This window comes from Amycolatopsis sp. NPDC004772 (assembly GCF_053601215.1).
This window is the reverse complement of sequence record NZ_JBSGBK010000051.1, coordinates 44219-61301: the sequence shown is the minus strand read 5'-3', so window position 1 is coordinate 61301 and position 17083 is coordinate 44219. Positions and strand designations below refer to the sequence as shown.

Sequence of the window (17083 nt, the reverse complement as noted above, 5' to 3'; positions counted from 1 at the left end):
CACAGCCACCCCGGCCACAGCCACCCCGGCCACAGCCACCCCGGCCACAGCCACCCCGGCCACAGCCACCCCGGCCACAGCCACCCCGGCCACAGCCACCCCGGCCACAGGCACTCCGGCCGCGGCGGCCGCGGGCCCGTGACGCCGCCCACCCGCGGCACCGTCGCGATCGCGACTACCGTGGCCGGTATGAGCAACACCGAGGCCGCCCCCGCCGAACTCGCCTGCGGCGATCGGCCCGCGGCCGCCGATCCCGACCGGCCGGCCGTCGAGGTCCTCACGCCGCGGGAGGTGCCCCTCGGCGGGCCGCGCGCGATGCGGGTCCGGCGCACCCTCCCCCAGCGGTCGCGGTCGCTGATCGGCGCGTGGTGCTTCGCCGACCACTACGGCCCGGACGACGTCGCCGGGCCCGGGGCGATGGACGTCGCCCCGCACCCGCACACCGGGTTGCAGACCGTCAGCTGGCTGTTCTCCGGCGAGATCGAACACCGCGACAGCCTCGGCACGCACGCGCTGGTCCGGCCCGGCGAGCTGAACCTGATGACCGGTGGGAACGGCATCTGCCACTCCGAGGTCTCGACCGCCGCCACCAAGACGTTGCACGGCGTACAGCTCTGGGTGGCCCTGCCCGAACGGCACCGGCACACCGCGCGGGCGTTCGACCACTACGTCCCTTCGGTGAACCGGATCGAAGGCGCGGAGATCCGCGTGTTCCTCGGCTCGCTGGCCGGCCGGACGTCGCCGATCCCGACGTTCACGCCGCTGCTGGGCGCGGAAGTCGTGCTGGGGCCGGACGCCCACATGTCGCTCGGCGTGGACCCCGGGTTCGAGCACGGCGTGCTCGTCGACACCGGCGACGTCGTCGTGGCCGGCACCCGCGTCCGGGCGGCGGAGCTGGGTTACGTCGGCACCGGGCTGCGCTCCCTGACGTTGAGCAACCGCGGCACCGAGCCGGCCCGGTTCCTGCTGCTGGGCGGCACGCCGTTCGACGAAGAGATCCTGATGTGGTGGAACTTCGTCGGCCGCGCCCACGAGGAGATCGCCGCGTTCCGCGAAGCCTGGCAGGCCGGGTCGGACCAGTTCGGCGAAGTGACCGGCTACGCGGGCGAACGGCTGCCGGCGCCCGCGTTGCCGGCCGTGCGCATCAAACCGCGTCGTAACCCGAGCTCAGGCCAGGAAACCGCCCACGGCTGATCCGAAGGCCGGCGCGTCGTCCAGCCACGGGTAGTGCGCGGCCCCGGCCAGCACGGTGGCGCGGCCGTCCGGGAAAAGCGCGGCGAAGCGATCCGCGACGGCCGGGCTGGCGATCCAGTCCAGGTCCCCGGTCAGCACGAGCACCGGAGCGGTGACCGCGGCCAGTGCGGCGCGGGTCGTCTCGGGCTCGAAGGCGCCGGTGGAGTTGTAGATCCGGGCGGCCGCTCCGTTGCGCTGGCCGGGTTCGCCGGCCTGGTGCTGCCGGGCCGCCGCGTCCCAGCGGCCGTAGTAGAACGGGGCGAAGGTGGCCCAGTCGGCGCGGGTCGCCGTCTTCGCGGCGATCGATTCGTACGCGGCGGCCGCGGCGGCGAACCAGGGCTCCCCGGCGCGGCGGGCCATGATGCGCCGGCGTTCGTCGGCCGGGACGTCGAAGCCGACGGCCCGCGGGCTCGGCGCGATCAGGGCGAGCCGGCTCAGCCGCTGCGGGTACCGGGCCGCGTACCGGACGGCCAGGCTCGCCCCGGCCGAGTGCCCGAGGAGGGCGAAGCGGTCGAGGCCGAGGTGCTTGCGCAGGGCCTCGACGTCCTCGATCTGGCGGTCGCAGCGGTAGGTGGCGGGGTCGGCGGGCCGCTCGGACGCGCCGGTGCCGCGCAGGTCCAGCACGGCGGTGCAGCGGCGGGCGGTGAGGCCGCCGAGGTCACCGAGGTATGCGCCGGCTCGCATCGGGCCGCCGGGCAGGCACACCACCGGGGGCTCGGCTCCGGCTCCGGCGAGGTGGACGGCGAGGGCGGTTCCGTCCGGCGCGGAGAAGATCGGCACGGCCCGACCCTGGCAGGTCCGGGCCGGGGGAACAAGCCCTCACGCCAGCACGACCAGGCGTTCCAGCACGGCGAAGACCCGCTCGACGTCGGCCTCGGTCGTCCGCCAGTTGCTGAAGGCGGCGCGCAACGCCGGGCGGCCGTCGTACACCGTCGGCGTCAGGAAGGTGGTCCCCTCCTCGGCGATGGCGTGCACGAGCGCGTCGATCCGGTCCTGCGTGACGTCCCCGGCCGGGGTGAAGCAGACGACGTTGAGCCGCACCGGTGCCAGCAGCTGCCAGTGCGGTGACCCGTCGATCCGCGCGCCCAGGTCCCGGGCCAGCGCGACGCAGCGCTCGACGATCTCGCGGTGCCCGGCGCGGCCGTACGCCACGAGCGAGAACCAGGCCGGGAGCGCGCGCAGCCGCCTCGAGTTCTCCGGTGTGAGGTGCAGGAAGTCCGGCGTCTCCCCGATTTCGCCGAGGTAGGCGGCGTTGTTGCTGAACACGCGCAGCTGCAGGTCGCGGCGGCGGGTGAACTGGACGGCCGAGTCGTAGGGCACGTTGAGCCACTTGTGCAGGTCGACGACCACCGAGTCGGCCTGGTCGAGGCCCGCGGTGAGCACCGCGTGTTCCGGGGCCAGCGCGGCGAACCCGCCGAACGCGGCGTCGACGTGCAGCCAGAAGCCGTACCGCCGCTTGAGGCCGGCGATCGCCTCCAGGTCGTCGAAGTCGACGGTGTTGACCGTCCCGGCGTTCGCGACGACGACGGCGGGCCCGTCGAGCATCTCGAGCGCTTCGGCGAGTTTCTCGACGTCGACGGCTTCACGGCCCGGGAGCACCGGCACCTTCCGCAGGGCGGACCGGCCCATCCCGAGGAACGACAACGCCTTCAGCACGCTCGAATGCGGCGAGCCGGACAGCACGGTGACGGGACCGAGCGCGGCGGCACCTTCGTCGGAGACGGTCACGCCGGCCCGTTCGCCGAGCCATTCGCGGGCGATGGCCAGGCCGGTGACCGTGGACATCGTGGCGCCGGTGACGAACGCGCCGGAGAACTCCGGGCCCAGCCCGAACAGTTCGGCCAGCCAGCCGACGGTCTCGCGCTCGAGGTCTTGCGCCGAGGAGTCCATGCCACTGGCGGGGTTCTGGTCGTAGGCGGCGGTCAGCCAGTCCCCGGCCAGTGCGGCGGGGGTCGCGCCGCCGGTCACGAAACCGAGGTACCGGGGACCCGCGCTCGCGGCGAAACCGGGCTCCCAGCGTCGCGTGAACTCGTTCAGGGCCCCGCGTGCGCCGGCGCCGTCGAGCGGCAGGGGCGCCGGGGCGGCGGCCACGGGCGGGACGGCGGCCGCCCGGTGGTCCAGCCCGGCGAGCGCCTCGGCCGCGAGTTTGCTTGCGGTGTCGAGGAGATCGGGCAGGGAGTGCAGGTCATCGGCGAGCCTCGGGTCCATCCCACCGACGCTAGGCGCGGTGCCGTCCCGCTGTCGCGGGCCAATCCCGGGAAACTGGCCCGGCCCGAGTCAGTACCGCCGGAGCCGGCGGACGCGGGTCTCGGCCGGGTCGAACGCCACCCGGCGCAACGGGCCTGTCAGCAGCAGCAGCACCACCGCCATCGACGCCAGCGCCGCCAGCACCAGCGCCGCCACGAACTGGGCCGCTCCCGAGGTCGCCGTCGAAAGCACCGCGTACCCCGCCAGCACCAGTGCCGACGGGGCCAGGAACCCGGTCAGCACCGGGATCGGCGGCACCCGGTCACCGTCGGGGCGGCGGGCGGACACCACCGCCGCCCCGGCGCAGGTGACCGCCGCGACCAGCAAGCAGCCGCCGACGGTGTCGCTCAACCGGTGCCAGCCCAGTGCCACCGCCGCCGCCGAGACCCAGGCGACGCCGGCGCTGCCCGTCACCAGGGCCGTCAGCCGGAACCGGCGGGGCAGGACGATCGCGAGCGCCACGAGCACGGCCATCGCCGCGCTGACGTGCCCGCTCGGGAAGCTGTTGTGGCTCGCCACGCCGAAGCGGTCGCCGGTGCTCGGGCGCTCCAGGACGTACAGCTTGAGCAGCTGCGCCACCACCAGGGGCGCGGCCAGCAGCACCAGCGCCATCACGCCGAGGGCCAGCCGCCGCCGGACCACGGCGATCGCCACGATGAGCACCGCCACCCCGCCGAGCACCACCACCAGGTCGGTCTGCCGCAGCGGGTCCGCCCAGTCCACTGTGGTCCCCGCGGACTGGGCGCTGCGGACGACGCCGTTCTCGACGCCGCGGCCGGCCTCCGTGCGGACGAAGAGCAGGTAGGCCGCGACGAACGCGAGGGCGAACCCGGCCGCGCCCGCGAGGAGGACGGCCGTGCGGGACGCGGCCCGGGTCACGGGCGCGGGGCCGGCCGGGCGGGTCGCGGAAGGTGCGTCGGTGAGGATCACTGCCATGTCCCCGAGTCTGGAACGCGGTCTTCGGGATCCCGTCAGCGCGATGTCATGGTTTTGCTACAAGATCCGCCCGGGTCGCCATGACGTGCGCTTTTCCGAATAATGGCGCCGTGGCCGAGGTACTGGTGGTAGAGGACGACGCGGCGGTGCGGGAGGGCCTGCAGCTGGCCCTGCGCCGGCAGGGACACGTGGTGCGCACCGCGGAATCCGGCGAGCTCGGCATCGAGGTGCTCGTGCACCACCGGCCCGACATCGTCGTGCTCGACCTGATGCTGCCCGGCATGGACGGCTTCGAGACCTGCCGCCGGATGCGCGCGTCCGGCCCGGTCCCGATCATCATGCTCACCGCGCGCAGTGACGACTTCGACGTCGTGGCCGGGCTGGAAGCGGGCGCGGACGACTACGTCGCCAAGCCGGTCGAGCCGCGGGTGCTGGACGCACGGATCCGGGCGGTCCTGCGCCGCTCGGCCGCCGAACGGCCGGGCGGGCCGGCGGCGGCCGAGGAGCGGCACGGCGACCTCGTCATCGACCGGTCCGGGCTCGAGGTGACCAAGCACGGCGCGCCGGTTTCGCTGACCCCGACCGAGCTCAAGCTGCTGCTGGAGCTCTCGCGCACGCCCGGGCAGGTGTACAGCCGCCAGCAGATCCTCTCCGCCGTGTGGGACCACGACTACCTCGGGGACTCCCGGCTCGTCGACGCCTGCGTGCAGCGGCTGCGCGCGAAAATCGAGGACGTGCCGGCGAAACCGGAGTACGTGCAGACGGTCCGGGGTTTCGGCTACCGGTTCGGCCGGTCGTGACCGCACCGCGGCTCCGGTCGTGGCTCGCCGGGCTGCGGCCGCGGCTGGTCGCCGCCTTCGCCGTCATCATGATCCTCGGCGCCACCACCGCGGCCGGCGCGAGCTACGTCCTGGCGCGCCGGGCCATCTTGGAAGGCGTGCAGGACCAGACCATGCTGAAGCTGCGCGACCAGATCGCCGCGTACCTGCCGACCGTGTCGCTGCCGCCGTCGCAGGCCACGCTCGACGCCTTCGCGACGACGCTCAAGTCCAGCAACGCTCTGATCGTCTACCGGAACCTGCACGCGACTTCGGGCCTGTCGATCGACGACGTGCCGGCCGACCTGCGCCGCGCCGTGGCCACCACCACGAACATCCAGTTCCAGCGCGTCGACGTCCAGGGCTACCCGCTGTTCTTCGTCGGCGTCCCGGTGCAGACCGGCGACGGCAAGCCGAGCGGCCTCGTGGTCTACGCGATGACGCGGCTGACCGACCAGCAGGAGGCGATCGACTCGCTGGCCCGCTACGCCTTCTTGTTCTCCGCGCTCGCCCTGCCGGTTGCGGTCGGGGTCGCGCTGCTCGCCGCGCGGCAGGTGCTGCGGCCGGTCCGCGCGCTGAACACCGCGGCCAGCCAGCTCGGCCGCGGACGGCTCGACGTGCGGCTGCGCGCGAAGGGGTCCGACGAGCTCGCCCAGCTGGTCACCACGTTCAACCACACCGCCGCGGAGCTGGAGCGCACGGTCGGCACCCTGCGCGCGATGGAGGCCGACGCGCGGCGGTTCGTCGCCGACGTCTCCCACGAACTGCGCACGCCGCTGGCGGCGATGAACGCGGTCACCGACGTCCTCGACGAGGACGCCGAGCAGCTGCCGCCCGACACCGCGGTCGCGGCGCGGCTGGTGTCGGCCGAAACGCGGCGGCTGACCCGGCTGGTGCAGGACCTGATCGAGATCTCCCGCTTCGACGCCGGCCGGGCCGAACTGCGCCGGGAGGAGCTGGACGTCGCCGCGGCGATCGGTGACACCCTCGCCGCGCGCGGCTGGGAACCCGGGGCCGAGCTGACCGCCGACCTGCCGCCCGGGATCACCGCGCGGCTCGACCGGCGACGGCTCGACATCGTCGTGGCGAACCTCGTCGGCAACGCGCTGCGGCACGGCGCGCCGCCGGTCGAAGTGGTGCTGCGGCCGGAAGGCGGCGACGTCGTGTTCACCGTCACCGACCACGGGCCCGGGATCCCGGCCGACGTCCTCCCGCGGGTCTTCGACCGCTTCACCAAGGCCGACACCGCCCGCGCCCGGTCCGAGGGCAGCGGCCTCGGGTTGTCGATCGCGCGGGAGAACGCGCGGCTGCACGGTGGTGACATCGTCGCCGTCAACACCGGCACCGGCGCCCGGTTCGAACTTCGCGTGCCCCGGGAGGCGTGGTGAAGAAACTCGCCGTCTTCGCGGTGCTGCTGCTGGTGAGCGCGTGCGGGATCAAGCCGACGCCGGTGCTCGGGGCGGGCCCGGCGCCGACCCTGCGGAGCCCGGCGGACGACGGCCGCGGCACCGACGTGATCCTCTACTTCGTCCTCAACGACCGGCTGTCGCCGATATCCCGGCCGGGCAGCGGGCCGGTCGGTGTCGAGGCCACCCTGACGATGCTGCTGGACGGGCCGTCGGCCGACGAGCTGGCCGGCGGGTACACGACCGAGCTGCCCCGCCGGTCCGGCGCGATCACCTTCACCCCCGGCTCGCCGCCGACGATCACCGTCCCGTTCCCGCTGCAGCCGATCTCCGCCGCCGGGATCAATCAGCTGGTCTGCACCGCCTTCGCGGCGCTGGCCACGCAGGGCGGGTACGTCACGATCGGCCTGTCCGGCCCCGACATCCGGCTGCCGTACCAGGCCTGCCAGGCGTGACGGCCGATGTCGACATGACGTCTTGGCGCCTCAGCCGGGGTAGGGCCGCGCCGCCCGGGCTTCGGACAGCGACCGCGCCCACCAGCCCAGCTGGTCGAGCATCGTCTTCGCCGCGACGCCCGCCGCGTCGTCGTTCGGCAGGCCGTCGTCGCCGAACCGCGTCTGGGCGCCGTGGAAGCTGACGGTCTCGCGGATGGTCACCGCGTGCAGCTCCGCGAAGACCGCCCGCAGGTGCTCGACCGCGCGCAACCCCCCGGAGATCCCGCCGTAGGACACGAAAGCGACCGGCTTGGCCCGCCATTCGGGCCGGTGCCAGTCGATGGCGTTCTTGAGCGAAGCCGGGTAACTGTGGTTGTACTCCGGGGTGACGACGACGAAGGCGTCGGCGGCTTCGAGCCGCGGAGCCACCTTCGCGACCTCGGCGACGACCTCCGCGGACGGCGTGGCCCCGAAGGCCGGCATCACGAGCGGGAGGTCGGGTTCGGCGAGGTCGACGACGTCGGCTTCGAAGCCGCCGTGCGCGTCCGCGACCCCCGCGAGCCAGTTCGCCACCACCGGCCCGAACCGTCCTTCCCGGACACTTCCCACGATCACCGCGACCCGGATCGGCGCTTCCGACACACTTCCTCCTCGACACGCAGGCGTTGTTGCCTTCCGCAAGAGGATGGAACTTCAAGTTGGCTTGAAGTCAAGTGTGCCGCTGTGGTTGGCTGTGCGCCATGGTGGACGCCCCGGCCCCGTCGCTGCCGGATCTCACGGTCGGCGAGCTTTCCCGGCGCAGCGGAGTACCCGCGTCGGCCCTGCGCTTCTACGAGGACGAAGGCCTCATCCACAGCCGCCGCACCGCGGGCAACCAGCGGCGCTACCGCCGCGACACGCTGCGGCGGGTGACGTTCATCCGGATGTCCCAGCGGGTCGGGATGCCGCTGTCGAAGATCCGGGAAGTGCTCGGCCTGCTCTCCGACGACCGCACGCCGACCCGCGCCGACTGGGCGCGGATCTCCCGCTGCTGGCAGGACGACCTGAACGCGCGGATCCGGCAGCTGGAACAGCTGCGCGACCAGCTGGACGACTGCATCGGCTGCGGCTGCATGTCCTTGGCCAAGTGCCGGCTCGCCAACCCCGGCGACCGGCTCGGCGCCGACGGCCCGGGGCCGCAGCGCCTCGCCGATCACCGCGAGGACGGCTACGAAGCTTGCTGAGCTAGCCGCGCTTCAGCAGGCCGCGCACGTACATCGCCTGCCCGGCGTGCTGGATGTCGTCGTCGAGGACGCTGATCAGGCGCACGCCCAGGGTCACCGGCGGATCCCAGGCCTCGTCGACGATCCGGTCGAGGTCCGGCTCGCCGAGCCCTTCGAGGTACCGGACGGTCTGCTCGTGCACGGCGTCGTAGTAGCCGGTGAGCAGGCCGGGGTCGTCGACGCGGACCGCTTCGACGTCGGCCGGGCGGTGGCCGTACCCGGTGTCCCCGGCCGGAAACGGGAGGCCGAACCGCGACAGCCAGTCCTGACCGGTCCAGACCTGCTCGGTGCCGGCCACGTCGGCGACGTGGTCGTCCTGGACCCGGGTCAGGTGCCACACCAGCCAGGCGATCGAGTTGCCTTCGCCGTCCGGCCGGGTCCCGAGCTGCTCCGCGGTGAGTCCGTCCACCGCGGAGCGCACCGTGCCCTGGACCCGGCTGAACCCTTCGACGAGCAGATCGGCCACGTTCATCCGGCTGCCTCCCGTTTGCCGACTTCTTCCCTGCGCGGACCTACCCGATCATGCCTGCCGGCAAACGGCGCCCGCTACCGCGGCAGCAGCTGGTCGAAGAACGAGCGGTAGCGGCGCAGCGCGATCCGCAGCTCCTCGGTGGCCGGTTCGCCCTGCTGCCACTGGGCTTCCAGCTCGCTCTTGTGCTCGGCGAACGTGGTGGCCAGCGCGCTGATCACGGCGGCGACGAGCTCGTCGGCCTGCTGGACGGCCTGCTTCGGGTCGTCGACGAAGCCGGTCTGGACGTTCTGCCAGCGGTCGCGGAAGCCGGTGACCTTCTCCTCGTCGATCAGGGCCGGCGTCTCGACGTCGCCACCCGAAGCGGCGGGGGTTTCGACGTCGCCACCCGAAGCCGCGGGCGTCTCGACGTCGCCACCCGATCCGGCGGGCGCTTCCACGTCCCCGCCCGATTCCTCGGCGGTGGTGGTGTCGTGGTGCCCGGCCGAGGCCAGGTCCGCGGTGCTCAGGCCCTGGTCGTCACCGGCCGTGCCCGGCTCGCGGAAGTCGGTGGCGCGGTCGCCGGCGTAGGCCTCGCGGTCGTCCTCCCGGCCGGTCAGGTCCCGGTCGTCCTCGGCGTCGTGCCGCGTCAGGTGCTCGGTCATGGTCAGCGTCCTCCATTCGACTCGGTCCGCGGGGTCGCGGACGCCTGGCGCTCGGTCTCGTGACGGTCGGTGTCCCGTCGCTCGGTGTCGCGGTCGTGGTCACCGTGTTCGCGACCGCTGTGGTCGTGGCCGTTGCGGCGCTCGTGGCGGTCGTGGTGCTGCTCGTCGTCGGCGCCGTCGGTGAGCAGGTCCTCGAACACGGTGCGGTAGCGCACCATCGCGTCGCGCAGGTCCTCAGTGGACGCTCCGTCGCGCTTCTGCTGCGTGGTGTGCGCGGCCCGGTAGTGCTCGAGGGTCTTGGCGTGCCGCACGGACAGGTCGGCCAGCTGCTGCTCGTAGCCCTCGGTCGGGTACCCGCGTTCGGCCATCAGCGCGTTCAGCAGCTGCTCGGCCTCGGCGACCGCGGCGGACGGCTGGTCGACGAACTTTTCCTGCACCTGCGCCCATTCCCGGGCGTAGCGCTCGCGCGCCGACGCCGAAAGCGGCCGGATGTCGAGCTCCTTGTGCCGGCGTTCGCGCTCGGCGAGTTCGCGCTGCGCGGCACGGGGGCTGTCCTTCTCCGCGACCGTGCGGTCGTACTCGGGACCGAACCGCTGCTGCAGCCGTTTTCGTTGCATTTCCTGCGTCACCAGCCAGATCACGGCGCCGAGCACCGCGACGGCCACGACGACGATCAAGACGATCAGCCATGTGGGCATCGCTCAAACTCCTTCAAGGATGTCAAGCCCCCGATGCGAGCGGTGTTCCCTGATTAGCGCGGCCGAAAACGGGCAAGGGGCGCCTGACCTCCGGATTCGGCCGTCCGGCCCTGTCGATACGGCCGGATGCCCTCGCCCCGCTGCGGGGAGGTGACGACGGTGACACCGCGTGGCTAGCAGCGTTACCGCGTGAGTGGTATCGTCGATAACAGACCGAGTGGAACGAACCGGAAGAAGGAATCGATGAGCACCCCTGCTGACTCCCGCGTCGCGATCGTCACCGGCGGCTCCCGCGGCATCGGCCGCCAGGTCGCCGAGCGCCTGGCCGCCGACGGCATGGCGGTCGTCGTCAACTACGCCGGCAACGAGAAGGAGGCGCAGGCCGCGGTCGACGCCATCACGGCGGGCGGCGGCCGGGCGATCGCCGTCCGCGCCGACGTGGCCGACCCGGCCGCGGTCGCGGAGCTGTTCGACACCGCGGAACGCACCTACGGCGGCGTGGACGTCGTCGCGCACCTGGCCGGCGTGATGAACCCGCCGACCCCGATCGCCGACACCGACTTCGACGTCCTGGACCGGGTGCACCGCACCAACATCCGCGGCACGTTCGCGGTGGCCCAGCAGGCCGCGCGGCGGGTCCGCGACGGCGGCGCGGTGATCACCACCTCGACGTCGGTGCTGGGCCTGAACCTGCCCGGCTACGGCGTCTACAACGCGACGAAGGGCGCGGTCGAGGCGATCACCATGATCCTGGCGCGCGAGCTGCGCGGCCGCGACATCACCGTGAACACCGTCGCGCCCGGCCCGACCGCGACCGCACTGTTCCTCGACGGCAAGGACGAGGAGACGATCGCCCGGATGGCCCAGCAGCCGCCGCTGGAGCGGCTCGGGCAGCCGGAGGACATCGCCGAGGTCGTGGCGTTCCTCGCCGGGCCGGCGCGCTGGGTGAACGGCCAGGTGCTGCGCGCCAACGGCGGCATCGTCTAGCGGGTGAACCGGCTGACGATCACGTGGTCCTTCGCCGGCCCGCGCACCGCCCACTCCTGCCGCCACCGCGCGGCGCCGGTCACCCGGTACTCGCCGCGGTAGCGGTCGGCGCGGCAGGGGTGGTCGGCCGTCCAGTGGCCTTCGCGCAGGTCGAGGTCGTGGAAGAAGCCGCCGTGGTCGAAGTGGACCGCCGCCCGGCCGGGTTCCCCGAGGCGGTAGTGCAGGGTCCGCGTGACCGGCCCGACGTGGCCGCCGAGCCGCAGCTCGCCCTCCTCGTGGTAGACGAGCACGCCCTCGGTTTCGCTGAAGGTCGCCGTCCCGGTCACCTCGCCCGCCGGGTCGCCGTCCGCCGTGCGGATTTCCCGCTCCAGGCGCCAGACGCCGGCGAAATACGCGGTGAGGTCGGGAACGGGCCAGTGCTGCACCCGCCCATTCTGGCACCCCGCGGCGGGCCGGGCCGGAACTGTCGGACCCCCGCTCTATAGTCGGGCGGGTGGCAGAGACCGACCTCGCACCCGCGTCCGACGCGCTGGAGACCCTCCGGCGCGTGTTCGGCTACGACAGCTTCCGCGGCGACCAGGCGGCGATCGTCGAGCACGTGATCGCCGGCGGCGACGCGCTCGTGCTGATGCCCACCGGCGGCGGGAAGTCGTTGTGCTACCAGATTCCCGCGCTCGTGCGGCCCGGTGTGGGCGTGGTCGTCTCGCCGCTGATCGCGCTGATGCAGGACCAGGTGGACGCGCTGCGGAACGCCGGCGTCCGCGCCGGTTTCCTCAACTCCACCCAGGACTACCAGGCGCGGCAGGAGGTGGAGTCGGCGTTCCTCAACGGCGAGCTCGACCTGCTCTACCTGGCGCCGGAACGGCTTTCGGTGGAATCCACCGTGCGGCTGCTCGACCGCGGCAAGATCTCGCTGTTCGCGATCGACGAAGCGCACTGCGTCGCCCAGTGGGGTCACGACTTCCGGCCCGACTACCTCCAGCTCTCCGCGCTGCACGAGCGGTGGCCGGACGTGCCGCGGATCGCGCTGACGGCGACCGCGACCGAGGCCACGCACCAGGAGATCGCGGCCCGGCTGAACCTCGACGAGGCCCGGCACTTCGTCGCGAGCTTCGACCGGCCGAACATCCAGTACCGGATCGTCGGCAAGAACTCGCCGCAGCGGCAGCTGCTCGAACTGCTGCGGACCGAGCACCAGGGTGACGCGGGGATCGTCTACTGCCTGTCCCGCAACTCCGTCGAGAAGACCGCGGAGTTCCTGGTGCAGAACGGGATTCCGGCGGTGCCCTACCACGCGGGGCTCGACGCGCGCACCCGCGCGAAGCACCAGTCGCGGTTCCTGCGCGAGGACGGGCTGATCGTGGTCGCGACGATCGCGTTCGGGATGGGCATCGACAAACCGGACGTCCGGTTCGTCGCGCACCTGGACCTGCCTAAGTCGGTCGAGGGCTACTACCAGGAAACCGGCCGCGCGGGCCGCGACGGCCTGCCGTCGACGGCCTGGCTCGCGTACGGGCTGCAGGACGTCGTCCAGCAGCGCAAGATGATCGACACGTCCGAAGGCGACGAAGCGCACCGGCGGCGGCTGGCCGCGCACCTGAACGCGATGCTCGCGTTGTGCGAGACGGTCGAGTGCCGCCGCGTGCAGATCCTGAACTACTTCGGGCAGGCGGCCGGGCCGTGCGGCAACTGCGACACGTGCCTGAACCCGCCGGAGAAGTGGGACGGCACGATCCCGGCGCAGAAGCTGCTGTCGACGGTCGTACGGCTGCGCAACGAGCGGCGCCAGAAGTTCGGTGCCGGCCAGATCATCGACATCCTGCTCGGCAAGTCCACGCCGAAGGTCACGCAGTTCCAGCACGACACGCTGAAGACGTTCGGCATCGGCACCGAGCTGCGCGAGCCGGAGTGGCGCGCGGTGGTGCGGCAGCTGCTCGCGCAGGGCCTGCTCGCCGTCGAAGGCGACTACGGCTCGCTCGTGCTCACCGAAACGAGCGCGGAGGTGCTGGGCGGCGATCGCCAGGTGCTGCTGCGCCGCGAACCCGAGCGGGTCGCCGCCGCGAAGGTCCGCAGCACACGGAAGGCCGCCGCCGCGGTCGAGATGCCCGCGGAGGCGGCCCCGCTGTTCGAACGCCTGCGGGCCTGGCGCGCCGGTGTCGCGAAGGAACAGGGCGTGCCCGCCTACGTCGTCTTCCACGACGCGACCCTGCGCCAGATCGCCACGCAACGGCCGGCGTCGCTGGCGGATCTGGGCACGGTCAGCGGCGTCGGCGAGAACAAGCTCGCCAAGTACGGCGAGGGACTCCTGGAGGTCCTGACCGGGGAGTGACCTACCGGCCGGTGGCCTGGCCCGGGTGGCCCGGCTGCCCGGTCACCGAGTTGACCTTGCGGACCGCGCCGGCGATCTGCTGGTGGTACTTGCCCTTGGTCTTGTCGTCGACGAACTTCGCGGCCTTCCCGACGGCCTGGTTCACCTTTTCGGGGTTCTTCTTGGCGTACGCACGGGCCGCACCGGCGGCGCCGGCCAGCATGGTCAGCTTCTTCATCAGAGGCACGGTGGCCCTCCCTCGTCGGTTGCGGTCATCCTGACAACGCGGACGAACCACCCGGAGGTTCCCCGTGTGACGAGGCCCAAAACCTGAGCCCGCCGCGCCCGGGCCCGGAAAATGCCGCGCGGAAGGCCACCGGGCGCGCCTAGGCTCGCGATCATGCGCGACCTGGCCGCCCTCCCGAAGGCCCACCTGCACGTTCACCTGGAGAGCACGATCCGCCCGGCCACGCTGCGTGAGCTCGGCGAGGCGAACGGCGTCGACGTCCCGGGCGAACCCCCGGTGTTCGACGGCTTCCGCGCCTTCGCCGACTACAACGCGCTCATCCGGTCGTGCCTGCGGCGTCCCGAAGACTTCGAACGCATCGCGCGCGAGTACTGCGAGGACGAAGCCGCCCAGGGCACGCGTTACGCCGAAGTCACCTTCACCGCGGCCTCGCACGGGGAACGCTTGGGCGACCTCGAAATGCCGCTGCAGTCCGTCCTCAAAGGACTGTTGCAGAGCGACGACCTGGAGTGGCGGCTGCTGCTCGACCACTCCCGGCGCCGCTCGGTCGAGCGGGCCGAACGCACCCTCGAACTGGCGCTGCAGTACGACGAAGTCTTCGCGATCGGCATGGCGGGCGAGGAAAACCACTCACTGCAGCCGTTCGCGACGCTCTTCGAGAAGGCCCGCGCGGCCGGGCTCCACCTGCTCCACCACACCGGCGAAGACGCCGGACCCGAAAGCATCCGCGAAGCCCTCGACGTCGGCCGGACCGAACGGCTCGGCCACGGCATCCGCGTCCTCGACGACCCGTCGCTGGTCGCCGAGGTGCGTGACCGGGGGCTCGCCTTGGAGGTGTGCCCGTCGTCGAACGTGACGCTGGGCCTGGTGCCGTCGCTGCCCGAGCACCCGCTCCCCCGCCTGCTCGACGCGGGCCTGACGGTCACGCTCAACACCGACGTCCCGTCCGTCACCGGCGCCGCGCTGGCCGGGGAGTACGCCCGGGTCCAGCAGGCTTTCGGCTACGACGACACGACGATGGCGGAGTTCGCCCGCGCGAGCGTCACGGCGTCCTTCGCGCCCGAAGCGACCAAGAAGGCCATGCTGCGTGACATCGACGCCTGGCTCACACCGGCAGCAGGCGGGTGACCAGCGTGCCGAGCTGGTGCACCGTGCGGCACTCGTGCATCTCGACGACGTCGGCGTACTCCAGCGCCGCCGAGTCCCCCGTGGACCACAGCGACCGCCGTTCGGGGTTGAGCCAGTAGACGTGCCGGGCGCGGGCCTTGATTTCGCGGACCGCGTCGAGGTTCGGGTCGCCGCCGTTGGTGCGGGCGTCGCCGAGGATCAGCACCGACGTCCGGGGGCCGACCGCGTCCAGCCAGTTCTCGGTGAACTGGCGCAGCGAGCCGCCGTAGTCGCTGTGGCCGTCCCAGCGCACCAGCGCCGCTTCGGACAGCATGCGCGCGCCCAGGTGCTCGGGGTCGGCCGCGCCCGTGGTGACCAGGTGGGTGACCTCGTCGGCGCTGTCGACGAAGGCGAACACGCGGATCTTGCTGAACTGGTCGCGCAGCGCCTGCACCAGCAGCATGGTGAAGTTCGCGAACCCGGCCACCGACCCGGACAGGTCGCACAGCAGCACGATTTCCGGCCGTCCGGGCCGCCGGTGGCGATACGCCGGGCGCAGCGGCACCCCGCCGGTCGAAAGCGACCGGCGCAGCGTGCGGCGCAGGTCGATCTGGCCCCGCGTCCGCCGGCGGCGTCGTGCGGCCAGGCGCGTTGCCAGCTTGCGGGACAGCGGCTGGATCGTGCGCCGGAGTTCGGCGAGCTGGGTGCGGCTCGCGATGAGGAAGTCGACCCGGTCGGGTGAAGGGGCGATGGCGTGCTTGGCGACGCGCTCGCGGCCGCGGACTTCGGCCGCCCGGCGGCGTGCCTCGGTGCGGATCTGCCCGCGGAAGCCTTCGACGCGGCGGCGGATCTCGTCGCGGTCGAGCCGGTCGGTGAACTCCCCGCGGGCGCCGCCGCCGCGGACTGCGGCGAGCACCCGCGCGATCAGCGTCTGCGGCTGGAGCCGTTCCAGGGTCTGGTGGGCGGAGAAGCCACCGCCCGGCCCGGACGCCGAGCCGTACTGGCCCAGCATGTCGACGGCGAGCCCGGCGAGCTGCGCCAACGCCTGCTGGTCGCCGTCGGCCAGCGCGGCGGCCAGCTCCTCGCGCAGCTCCTCCAGCGTCGTCGGCTGGTCTTCGCGGGCCCGCTCGGGCGCGCCGACGCCCGCCGGGAAGTAGAGGTCGAACGCGGCGTCGAAGACCGCCCGCTGCCCGCCGCGGCGGACCAGGGCCGCGGCCAGGCCTTCGCGGACGAGCGCGCGGTCGTCCATCCCGAGGACTTCCAGCGCGGCGGCGGCGTCGACGGTTTCGGCGGGCCCGGCCGGGATGCCCTGGGCGCGCAAGGCCTTGACGAACGCCGCGAGCCGCTCCGGCACGCCGCCGGTCACGACGCGTCCAGGACCTGTTCGAGCCGCAGGCCGGCGCCCGCCTTGGCGATGTCGTCCTGGTGCTTGAGCACGACGCCGAGGCTCTCGCGCACGACCCGCTCGTCCAGCGTCGACGCCCCGAGCGCGAGCAGGGTGCGCGCCCAGTCGATGGTCTCCGCGACCGACGGCAGCTTGCGCAGGTCCATCGCGCGCAGCGCGGCGATCACCCGGACGACGGAATCGGCGAGAGCGGTGTCGATCCCGGGGACCTTGAGCCGGACGATGTCGCGTTCGAGGTCTTCGTCGGGGAAGTCGATGTGCAGGAACAGGCACCGGCGACGCAGCGCCTCGGACAGCTCGCGCGTCGCGTTGGACGTCAGCACGGCGAACGGCGGCCGCGTGGCGGTGATCGTGCCGAGCTCGGGCACGGTGACCTGGAAGTCGCCGAGCACCTCGAGCAGCAGGCCTTCGACCTCCATGTCGGCTTTGTCGGTCTCGTCGATCAGCAGCACGGTCGGCTCGTCCGACGAGATCGCGGTGAGCAGCGGGCGGCGCAGCAGGAACTCCTCGCCGAAGATGTCGGTGCGCGCGGCCTCCCACGTCTCGTCGCGGCCGGCGGTGATCCGCAGCAGCTGCTTCGCGTGGTTCCACTCGTAGAGCGCGCGGGCCTCGTCGATGCCCTCGTAGCACTGCAGGCGCACCAGCCGCGAGCCGCTGACCTGGGCGACGGCCTTGGCGAGCTCGGTCTTGCCGACCCCGGCCGGGCCTTCGACCAGCAGCGGCTTGCCCAGCCGGTCCGCGAGGAACACCGTGGTCGCCACCGCCGTCGAGGCCAGGTAGCCGGCTTCGGCCAGCTTGGCCGACACGTCGTCGACGGAGGTGAAGAATCCGGTGCCCACCACGTGCCTCCTAAGCGGTCGCTCACCAAGAGCGTACCCGAAG

General features: G+C 72.8%; 19 protein-coding genes. 8 read left to right on the top strand and 11 right to left on the bottom strand.

All coding sequences use genetic code 11. The annotated features are described in order from the left end of the window. The first annotated feature begins 189 nt into the window (after positions 1-189). Positions 190-1194 (top strand): pirin family protein, encoded by a 1005-nt coding sequence (locus ACWEF6_RS27125; RefSeq protein WP_449685505.1) that lies wholly within the window; start codon positions 190-192, stop codon positions 1192-1194. Here ACWEF6_RS27125 and ACWEF6_RS27120 read toward each other — a convergent pair. The 3 genes from ACWEF6_RS27120 to ACWEF6_RS27110 form a co-directional block, all read right to left on the bottom strand. Beyond that, a complete protein-coding gene (locus tag ACWEF6_RS27120; protein WP_449685504.1) occupies positions 1168-2013 on the bottom strand; it encodes an alpha/beta fold hydrolase in 846 nt (281 codons plus the stop codon). The two genes, ACWEF6_RS27125 and ACWEF6_RS27120, sit on opposite strands and share 27 nt — an antisense overlap. Positions 2014-2052: 39 nt before the next feature. Further along, on the bottom strand, positions 2053-3441 hold the full coding sequence (locus ACWEF6_RS27115) for a pyridoxal phosphate-dependent decarboxylase family protein (RefSeq protein WP_449685503.1): 1389 nt from the start codon (positions 3439-3441) through the stop codon (positions 2053-2055). 69 nt (positions 3442-3510) lie between these two features. Further along, entirely contained in the window at positions 3511-4410 is a 900-nt protein-coding gene (locus ACWEF6_RS27110) for a phosphatase PAP2 family protein (RefSeq protein ID WP_449685507.1), read from the bottom strand. Between the two features lie 116 nt (positions 4411-4526). Between ACWEF6_RS27110 and ACWEF6_RS27105 the strand changes: the two genes are divergently transcribed. Genes ACWEF6_RS27105 through ACWEF6_RS27095 form a run of 3 tightly spaced genes read left to right on the top strand, consistent with a single transcriptional unit; the run spans position 4527 to position 7095 of the window. After that, complete coding sequence (locus tag ACWEF6_RS27105) at positions 4527-5216, top strand: response regulator (RefSeq protein ID WP_449685502.1); 690 nt, start codon at positions 4527-4529, stop codon at positions 5214-5216. Beyond that, a complete protein-coding gene (locus ACWEF6_RS27100) occupies positions 5213-6622 on the top strand; it encodes an ATP-binding protein (RefSeq protein WP_449685501.1) in 1410 nt (469 codons plus the stop codon). The genes ACWEF6_RS27105 and ACWEF6_RS27100 overlap by 4 nt, the downstream gene beginning before the upstream one ends. Beyond that, entirely contained in the window at positions 6619-7095 is a 477-nt protein-coding gene (locus ACWEF6_RS27095) for a hypothetical protein (RefSeq protein WP_449685500.1), read from the top strand. The genes ACWEF6_RS27100 and ACWEF6_RS27095 overlap by 4 nt, the downstream gene beginning before the upstream one ends. A 30-nt stretch (positions 7096-7125) precedes the next feature. Here the strand turns inward: ACWEF6_RS27095 and ACWEF6_RS27090 are convergent, their stop codons facing one another. Further along, the gene (locus ACWEF6_RS27090) at positions 7126-7716 is read right to left on the bottom strand and encodes an NADPH-dependent FMN reductase (RefSeq protein ID WP_449685499.1); all 591 of its coding nucleotides are present in this window, start codon (positions 7714-7716) and stop codon (positions 7126-7128) included. A 98-nt stretch (positions 7717-7814) separates the two neighbouring features. On the opposite strand from ACWEF6_RS27090, the gene soxR reads away from it, so the two are divergent. Next, a complete protein-coding gene (soxR, locus tag ACWEF6_RS27085; protein WP_310977362.1) occupies positions 7815-8297 on the top strand; it encodes a redox-sensitive transcriptional activator SoxR in 483 nt (160 codons plus the stop codon). A gap of 1 nt (position 8298) precedes the next feature. On the opposite strand, the gene ACWEF6_RS27080 is transcribed toward soxR, so the two are convergent. From ACWEF6_RS27080 to ACWEF6_RS27070, 3 genes are all read right to left on the bottom strand, one after another. Next, positions 8299-8808 carry a mycothiol transferase gene (locus tag ACWEF6_RS27080; RefSeq protein ID WP_449677288.1) on the bottom strand — a complete coding sequence of 170 codons (510 nt, stop codon included), beginning with the start codon at positions 8806-8808 and terminating at the stop codon, positions 8299-8301. Between the two features lie 74 nt (positions 8809-8882). Continuing rightward, positions 8883-9449 (bottom strand): hypothetical protein, encoded by a 567-nt coding sequence (locus ACWEF6_RS27075; RefSeq protein WP_449685498.1) that lies wholly within the window; start codon positions 9447-9449, stop codon positions 8883-8885. A gap of 2 nt (positions 9450-9451) precedes the next feature. Further along, the gene (locus ACWEF6_RS27070) at positions 9452-10147 is read right to left on the bottom strand and encodes a hypothetical protein (protein ID WP_449685497.1); all 696 of its coding nucleotides are present in this window, start codon (positions 10145-10147) and stop codon (positions 9452-9454) included. A 243-nt stretch (positions 10148-10390) separates the two neighbouring features. Between ACWEF6_RS27070 and ACWEF6_RS27065 the strand changes: the two genes are divergently transcribed. Further along, positions 10391-11134, top strand: a complete 744-nt coding sequence (locus tag ACWEF6_RS27065; RefSeq protein ID WP_449685496.1) for an SDR family oxidoreductase — start codon at positions 10391-10393, stop codon at positions 11132-11134. On the opposite strand, the gene ACWEF6_RS27060 is transcribed toward ACWEF6_RS27065, so the two are convergent. Then, positions 11131-11559, bottom strand: a complete 429-nt coding sequence (locus ACWEF6_RS27060; RefSeq protein ID WP_449685495.1) for a DUF6314 family protein — start codon at positions 11557-11559, stop codon at positions 11131-11133. The two genes, ACWEF6_RS27065 and ACWEF6_RS27060, sit on opposite strands and share 4 nt — an antisense overlap. Positions 11560-11627: 68 nt before the next feature. Between ACWEF6_RS27060 and recQ the strand changes: the two genes are divergently transcribed. Beyond that, a complete protein-coding gene (gene recQ, locus ACWEF6_RS27055; RefSeq protein ID WP_449685494.1) occupies positions 11628-13463 on the top strand; it encodes a DNA helicase RecQ in 1836 nt (611 codons plus the stop codon). A gap of 1 nt (position 13464) precedes the next feature. On the opposite strand, the gene ACWEF6_RS27050 is transcribed toward recQ, so the two are convergent. Beyond that, complete coding sequence (locus ACWEF6_RS27050) at positions 13465-13680, bottom strand: antitoxin (protein ID WP_449677283.1); 216 nt, start codon at positions 13678-13680, stop codon at positions 13465-13467. Positions 13681-13842: 162 nt separating this feature from the next. Here ACWEF6_RS27050 and add point away from each other — a divergent pair, with 162 nt between their 5' ends. Next, positions 13843-14817 carry an adenosine deaminase gene (gene add, locus ACWEF6_RS27045; protein ID WP_449685493.1) on the top strand — a complete coding sequence of 325 codons (975 nt, stop codon included), beginning with the start codon at positions 13843-13845 and terminating at the stop codon, positions 14815-14817. Here the strand turns inward: add and ACWEF6_RS27040 are convergent. Both ACWEF6_RS27040 and ACWEF6_RS27035 read right to left on the bottom strand, forming a co-directional pair. Next, complete coding sequence (locus tag ACWEF6_RS27040; RefSeq protein ID WP_449685492.1) at positions 14795-16162, bottom strand: vWA domain-containing protein; 1368 nt, start codon at positions 16160-16162, stop codon at positions 14795-14797. The genes add and ACWEF6_RS27040 overlap by 23 nt on opposite strands. Beyond that, positions 16159-17040: an AAA family ATPase gene (locus tag ACWEF6_RS27035; RefSeq protein WP_449685491.1), complete on the bottom strand. Its 882-nt coding sequence runs from the start codon at positions 17038-17040 to the stop codon at positions 16159-16161. Before ACWEF6_RS27035 ends, ACWEF6_RS27040 begins: the two co-directional genes overlap by 4 nt. Positions 17041-17083 lie beyond the last annotated feature (43 nt).